Consider the following 8,097-nt stretch of genomic DNA (forward strand, 5'->3'; position numbering starts at 1 on the left):
CTTCAGTCTGTAAGTTCTTTAACAATATAAACTGCTTTGCAGTATCAAGGTACTGACCACGAGCAGAATTCATGAAAGGTAAATAAGTTTCTTTTAAAGATCCTGATAATCCCAAAGATCTGGTCGGTTCAATGACAAGGTTATAAATAAAGTCTACTGCCGGAGTTAAATTATCATTTAAATTAGCTTGTCTGGCATTCCATAATTTATTTGCACCTACGGTGTATTGATTAACGGTAGGCTGAATCCCAAACTTATTTATAAAATGACGAGTTACAAATTGCGTACGATTGGCAAAATAGTCTCCCTCCCTGACCCCAAAAAATTGCGCTCGATCAGAATAAATTGGACCATACCTGGAGACATATCTCGTTGATTGTAGTTGGTCTCTTATATACCCAAGAAGATTATCGCCATAATCTTCATAATCTTCTTCAAAAGATTCGGTTGTAGGATGGGATTCCCCAAATAAAACAGCGTACGCTCCAGCCAAATCAGCCATAGGAACAAGATCTTCCCCGATAGAATAATTGACCAAAATCTCGAGCATTGTTTCTACATCTGCATTTTCAGGTATGGAAGCTTTTAAATCTCTGACAACTTCATCAGTTGCACTTTCTCCAGTCATTTCCTTGTAAATCATTGAGCTTGCACTTACAGGTTTGTTCATATCAAGGACACGAACATAGGCGGGTTTAGTTTCTGAAGTGATTACCCTACCTTGGGTTCCACTGGTTGCATTTTCTTTGGTAACAGCGATTACTTTCAAATCAACTTCAACCACATCAATTGGATTGCCGCCATCAAATGCCTTTGAAGTGTGTGAAGATAGGTCATCCTTAAAATTCTTGTATGATACATTCCAGTCAAAGTTCCACTCCAATGTAGACACAGTTGGATCGTGCTGGTAAGGAACAATCATAGTTTGCCCTATTTGACTTTCCTCCATGTCCAAGGCCGAAGGTTGCTCCACACCTTGCTGAAAAAACTTCATCTTTTTAATAAATTTATCATTACCATAAAGATAGGCTTCTGAAAATTGAGGTGCTTTACTTTGATCAATTGCTACTTCTACAATGACCGAAGTACCTTGCATATGTAGCTTGTATCCATCCAATCCTGGCGATCTATTCAAAATCGAAATGCTCAGCCCATTGACTGCTTCGAATGAATGTACATTCGAAAAAATATACAAACCACTCTGGAGCTTTACTGAAACTGTAATATCATGAATACCTGAATAATTTGGAACCCAAGCAAAATTAAAGAACCCAGAACCAGATTCATAGGATAGGTTGTTCATTTGTTGGGAAGGATAGCTTCCTACCTCAACTCCATTGTCAAATATTCGAATTTCTTCAACAGTTCCAAGTTTCGAATTGATTGAAAATGGTAGATTAACCACATCTCCAATAGCATGTTTGGAGTTTCCAGATCCCTCCGTTTCTATAAGTAATGCGACCGAGTTTTCCGAATCGTTATAAACCTCAACATCAAGATTTTGGGTATATGCCTCTGTACCATCTACAGACGAACCACGTACCCGTATGTCATAATCTCCAGGCACATCTGGAGACCAAAGGAATGAAAAATAAGGATCAGAGCCGGTAATTAATGTATCCATCTCCTCCCCATTTACTTCCAGTACAAATCCAACCGGATTAATCATAGAATCTTGATCATAAGCATAAATAGTCAAAGGCAGGGTTTTGCCCAATTCCATACGGACTGGATCAAGGGCAGTATTGAGTCCGCCAATCAATCTGATCTCTGAGTCTTGGGAATATCCGTTCCCCTCGTTAGTAATTTGAATCTCGGTTACTTTACCACCTGTTATCTTAGCATAGCCCGAAGCACCAGAGCCCATTTGCTGAGGATCAAAAAAGACTACATTAGGTGGTGAATGATACCCTGTTCCGGCATATGAAGGTGAAAGTGTCCCGAGTTCCCAGCTCCCATTCACATCCACTTGTGCAGAAACTACTGCATGAGAAGCTGGTTGAAACTCAAATTCTGGTGCTTCCGAGTAAAATACTTCTCTTCGCATCACCGAAGAGACATTTCTATTTCCCTGGTTGTCCAAGACTTCAAAGTAAACATCATAGTACCCAGCAGCACCACTCGGCCACTGGAATTCGTAAGGAGGGAATCGATCAATCTGCAAAGGAGCACCATTGACAAATAGGGTTACCTGAACAACGGATCCATCTTCATCAGACGCTTGTACTCTAAAGGTTCTTACTTCCAGAGGAAAGCCCCCTTCCAGAGTTACTCTATTTCCTGTTTGATAATAGCCATCGCCATTATTTGTCGGGTTGACTGCGGTAAGAATTCCTCTGTCAGGATCGATTACCGCATCTGCGGTCATACCAGTGCCAAGGCCTTCTATTACAACCGTGGGGGCTTCGGTATAACCTGTTCCTCCGTCCAAAATATTAAACGTTGGCTGCCATTGTCTACCTGCTGTACCCTGAGTTTCTATTAGCTCCAACTCGACTTCCACAGTCGCAGATTCTCCACCAGGCTTAATCAGAGGGAACCCTTTTAGTAAGACAACCATGGTGTTATTCTGATCATAACCTGATCCACCATTGGTTACATTGATATCGATTACCTGGCCAAAGAATGGACTGGAATTATTCTGGTCAATTTTAACTGTGGCTACAGCCTTACCATCTCCACCAGAAATGTAAACTTCGGGCACTTTCACATAACCAAAACCTCCGTCTTTTACAATAAAGTCGGATATGCTTCCATTATTATCGATCACTGGTTCTGCATGTGCCACTCGTAAAGGTTGCTGAAACTCAACTTCAGGAATCTTACCTGTTCCAGTAGTTGCGGTGATGGTCGATATTCCGGTCATGGCTCCATTTCCACTGTTGTCCATAACTCTTGCAAAAAAGGAGTAAACCCCTGATTCAGGCACGACCCAATCTAAGCTGTATGGAAAACGGGCACTACTTCGTTCAAGATTACCTGCAATGGGATCTCCGTAGGGCTCTCCATTCACATAAAACTGGACCCATTCTAAAGATCCGTCTGGGTCACTGGCTTGTGCAAAAATTTTAAGCCTGGAACCGGATGTATAAGTACTTAAATCGGGTGGCCCTAACAGAATAGCCCTGGGAGCTTTTGAAGGACCCTGAGGAAGGACTGTAACATATCGTTCAGTAGATACCCGTGAACTCTTGGATTCATCATCGATCGCTTCTACTGACAAATTATAGGTTCCAGAAAATCGAGTATTCCAGTCCGCGACCCATCTGTTTGTACCGGGTATATTTCTGGCATTATTTCTAATCTCGGTATCCACAGTTGCGGCAATAAGCACACCATTACTCGGACTTATGACAACGGCAGGTGGTGAGGTATAATTTACCCCCGGTGAAGTTATCTGAACACCAATAAGGGTTCCATTTTCATCTATAGAAGCCTGCGCCACTGCCCCCACCCCAGCTCCACCACCAATAAAAGAAATGACAGGCGGTTCCGAAAAGGAATTTGGATTGCCACGACTAACAATGGTTAAGGACTCTATGCCTCCCTGTGGATTATTTCCTAAAAGCTGTCCATTTCCATAAAACCTGACTTCTTCCACATAGCCATCCAGGTCTTCTACCTCTGCTTCCAGGGTAACTATAGATCCCTGAGTAAAGACAAAAGGGGATGCAAAACTTGTAGATGAACCTCCTGTAAGGATTACGCTTGGTTCATAAATATAGCCCTGACCATTATCAGTCAACGAGACGGTGACCACACCATCTTTAATATCTGTACCGCTTATCGATGCCAGCAAACCTGTACCACTCCCCTGTGTTCCATTTACTGCTTGTATGGAATAATTATGATCATCGGAATATCCTGATCCAGGATCAGTAATAATAATTTTGTTAACCACTCCGTCTTCCAAGGTAACATTAGGCAAATCTGCCTCAAACCCATACCCCGAACCCGTGACCACCACTCTCAAATAAGTCAGGTTATAATTTTGTCCACCATCAAGAATGTTAATCGATGTAATCGATCCATTTTCATCCACCTCAAGAGAAGCTCTACCTCCATAACCAGCCCTGACCGCATTTTGTAAATCAAAAATACCGACTAAATCAGAGGACTTGTATCCCAGTCCCTTGGATAATACCGGTATATTTGTAATAACTCCGTTCCTTAATACGGGATCGAGCACTAATCCAGTTCCATTAAAATCTGAACTGGAAGTTATATTGAGCTCTAAATTTTGATCATAATTTTTTCCGCCATTTGTTAAGGAAATACGGGTAATAGCACCATTTCTCAAAGTAGCATTTCCTTCGGCACCAGCACCACCACCACCAGAAATCGTTACCGTAGGAACAGTAGTATAATTTTGACCATAAGCGATCATTGATAAACTTTGGACTTGGCCGTAGGCTGAATCGACAGCGGTTAAACTTTCATCCAAATGGGCACGTGCAATTGCCTGGTTTTCGATGTGGGGACCTGGAGAAACCAGACGTATCGTTGGTCCGGCATTGGGGCTTGAAAATTGAGCAAGCTGATCTTCAGACAACTCAAAAACAAAAGGCTCGCTTATTGTATAATGGTCTCCTGTTTGACCCACACTGCCAACCGCCATTGCATAAATATTATAAGTACCAGCCTGATCGGGTTTCCAATCCATTAGGTATTCCGTCAAACCGTCGGCAAAAAAAGTGCCTTGCCCTCCAACCGCGTCTAATGTCACTCCATTTATGAAAAATTGAACTCTGGATATCCCACCGAAGAAAGAATTATCATTTATCTCCGCAAGTGCTCTGATTTTTACTCCCTCATTGTCCACGGTCACATTGTCCACATTTACAGTTGGACGTGTATTGGCCGAGTTATCGGCAATTAGTCCCGCCAATGTACCAGAACGCACCACATTTCCGTCATTATCTTTGGCCACTGCCTGCAGAACAAAGTTTTGAAAAAATGCAGTCTCGGTAGCAACTTCCCATTTAAAAACATAAGTGTTTCCAAATCTCCCTTGGGGAGGGCCTAACTCTTCTCCATTAAGAAATATTTTTACATACTCCAGGTCGCCATCAGGATCGTAAGCCAATACATTCACAAAAAGGCTGGAACCATAAGAATAATCTGGGAAAGTATCGCCAAAACCTCCAGGTACAGGCTCTGTCATTCGAACAATGGGAGCCGCACCCAAAGTCTCGGTACCCACCACAACTACAGCTTTGGATAACTCTGTAAACTCTGACACCTTACCAGCATTATCCGTTGCCTGAACTGTAAGTTCATAAGTGCCAGGTCGGCTGGGAGTCCATACAAATCCATAAAGCCCATCTCTACTGTAAGAACCCACCGGAGAGCCTGGTACTGGTTGTGGAAACCTGAGCTCAAGATCTAGTAATTTTCCGTCCAAAAATAGACGCACATCCTCAACTGTTCCAACTTCTGCAGCCACGGAAACGGCAATTTCGACTTCCACGCCCAAAGTGAAATTATTTAACGAAGGATCAGTCGGACTTGGATTAATCAGTACTGCGGTTACTCCTGAAGGAAGGGGTTGGACTGCAACACCACCTGGGATGCTTTCTGAAGACAACCAAGGAGGTGGCCATTGCCAGTAACCATCGAGATTTCCCCAGTACCAGGGTGGAGCCACATACTGCCCGGGATGGCAGTGCTGTTGTTCCCAACTACGTCGCCATCCCCAATCTCCCACAGTGGGTGCATTTTCCTGACCCGACCAATTGAAATTTTTAGACCCATCATTCATCAATCTGGGGGCAATATCCCTCGTATCTCCGTAAAACGGACGGGCTGAAAGGAAACCTGGTTGTTCGGAACGAGGAGTGAATGAAATCAAATGCTCGTCTCCATAAATCTCATGCTGGCCGGCAATTTCATCACCATTGCTGGTAAAAATCATTTGAGAAAGTTCACCTAAGGGATCATTTATTTTTGCCCGAATGGTCATTTCCTCACCCACACGGTAACGATAAGGTGCGGTGATTAATATTACATCTCCCTGAGCATAACCTGTCCCTGGGCTTACCACTGTTAGAGCTGTAATACTGCCATTATCATCAAGAGTCGCATTGAGCTCACCACCAGAACCATTCGCCGTTAAGAAGCTGAAGTGGATAGAATCATTATCATATCCCAGGCCCGGATCAAAAATTTCGATATCAGAAGCATTTAGTTCATCTCCAACAAAGGATTCCTTAAAGCGCAAAACAGCTTTTCTTCCAGTTGGTTGAATGAGGTCAACATAAGCACGACTATTATTTCTTACCTCAAAATGTCGGGGTGCAGAATAACTGGTATCATTTGTATCTGCAGATATGGAAACCACCCGTGTTTTGATCAACGATGCACCCGGGTGTAGCCACTTGCTTAAGTCTGCCTGTAATGTCCCACTTGTTCCATTGGCATCAATCAAATCTAAATCTTCCCGGTACAATAGAGTGGTCCCTGTCTCATTACCCTCATCTACCAAAACTGAGCGGACAATTGGATAAGAACCATCATGCAATAGCCCGACCGATCGCGGTTCGATATTCTGATTGAAGAAGCCACCACCACCCGAGGTATCAGAGGATCCGTCCTGTGCACGGATTGCTAATTTATTGTCGTTGGATGCGCGATTAATGGCATCGATCAGACTTCTCTTGGTTGTTTCTATACGGTCTTTAAAATTTCCATACTTTCCTACTTCGACAATATAACGCCTGGGCTCCACCTCGACTCGCCATCTATCGCCTGTGGCATTACCTGTGGCGTTGGCAAAGGTTATGGAGAGGCCTGCACTTAAGGACTGAGCAACCCCAGCGGATATTTCAATTTGGGAATCATTAAAGTTTGCTCCCCCATCGATGGACCAACGAAAAGTATCATTACCATTGGATGTTCCATCCCCATCAATTTCGATCAGGTAAGTGCGCGGCTGTGTGCCCAGATAATTGCCAGATACCGAAAGATTGCTGGCCACTGATGCTTCCATTTCCTCAAGGCTTACATTGGGCACAACTCCCGGCGTATCATTGCTATCGAATTCAAATACGACTGGATCCCTACCCGTACCGTCAGAAATTTCGAGGGTGGCATTATCCTCGGGGAGATCAGTTCCGTCAAAAGCGAGCCTGCCCTTCCATGGAACCATTCCATCCACTTCCAAATATGATGTCACATTAGTATCTGCAGAATAAGTGAAATCAACAATTTGGTCCCAGTATAAGGTCTCTCCCAATTCCGGGCCCGTCATATTAACATCAACAGATCCCCGAATTACTATGGATGCAGATGCACGGGAGCGTAAGCCCGCCCTATCTTCTGCGATTGCTTCCAACAAATATTCGCCCGCGGGTTGATCACTGGGAATATTGAATTCATAAAACTCATAACGGGAACCACTGGTAAGAATTCCGCTGGATAAACTACCCTGCAAGGTCCCATTTAAATATACCTCAATCTCACGGACCTGTCCATCATCTGCAGTACCAGCCAAATCGTCAGCACCCAAAGAAGTCGCATCGATCAAAATAACCTCGCCTGGATCATACTCCCTACCGTTCCTCACCCCCGGCATGGAAACCTCGGGCATAGCTAATCCGTAGCGTGCAGCATAGGCGGGCATTTCCATAATCATACGAGCCCGCTCAGCCATGGGACGAAGTTCGTAATTTGGGGTAAGAGTAATTTTTGCAACCTCTGCCTCAGACGGAGCCTTGCCAATAAGAGCAGAATATACCAGAGCAGTCTCTCCAAACGCGGCCGCATCAAGTGGAACGTTGGGAATGGCAAGGTTTCCAGTGTAGTTAAAGGCACCCACACTCATAACTGCATTATCCAGGGCAAACCCACTTAGAAAATCTTGCTGTGAAATTCCAGTTGCTGATAGATTTTGCTCGATTGAACCATCGAGCAATTCAACCCCTCTTGCAATTTGTACCGGGCTTGGATCCTGCTCGTATTTATTACGGAATAAACGGGTGAAAAATTCTTCCGGGTTGTGGGTGCCGATGGCACCGTATTGGTCGGTGTATATAAAGTTGGATGCCTGATATGCGACTGCTTGCTCAAGATCAAATCCGTTGACCCGAGATTCGATTT

General features: G+C 43.9%; 1 protein-coding gene. It reads right to left on the reverse strand.

All coding sequences use genetic code 11. The features are described 5' to 3' along the window. Positions 1-8,097, reverse strand: an 8,097-nt coding sequence (locus ACKPQ4_RS06340; protein ID WP_407680357.1) for a hypothetical protein, incomplete at both ends; no start/stop codon positions are given.

The organism is Candidatus Chordibacter forsetii (assembly GCF_964187505.1).
Lineage (GTDB): Bacteria > Verrucomicrobiota > Verrucomicrobiia > Opitutales > Seribacteraceae > Chordibacter > Chordibacter forsetii.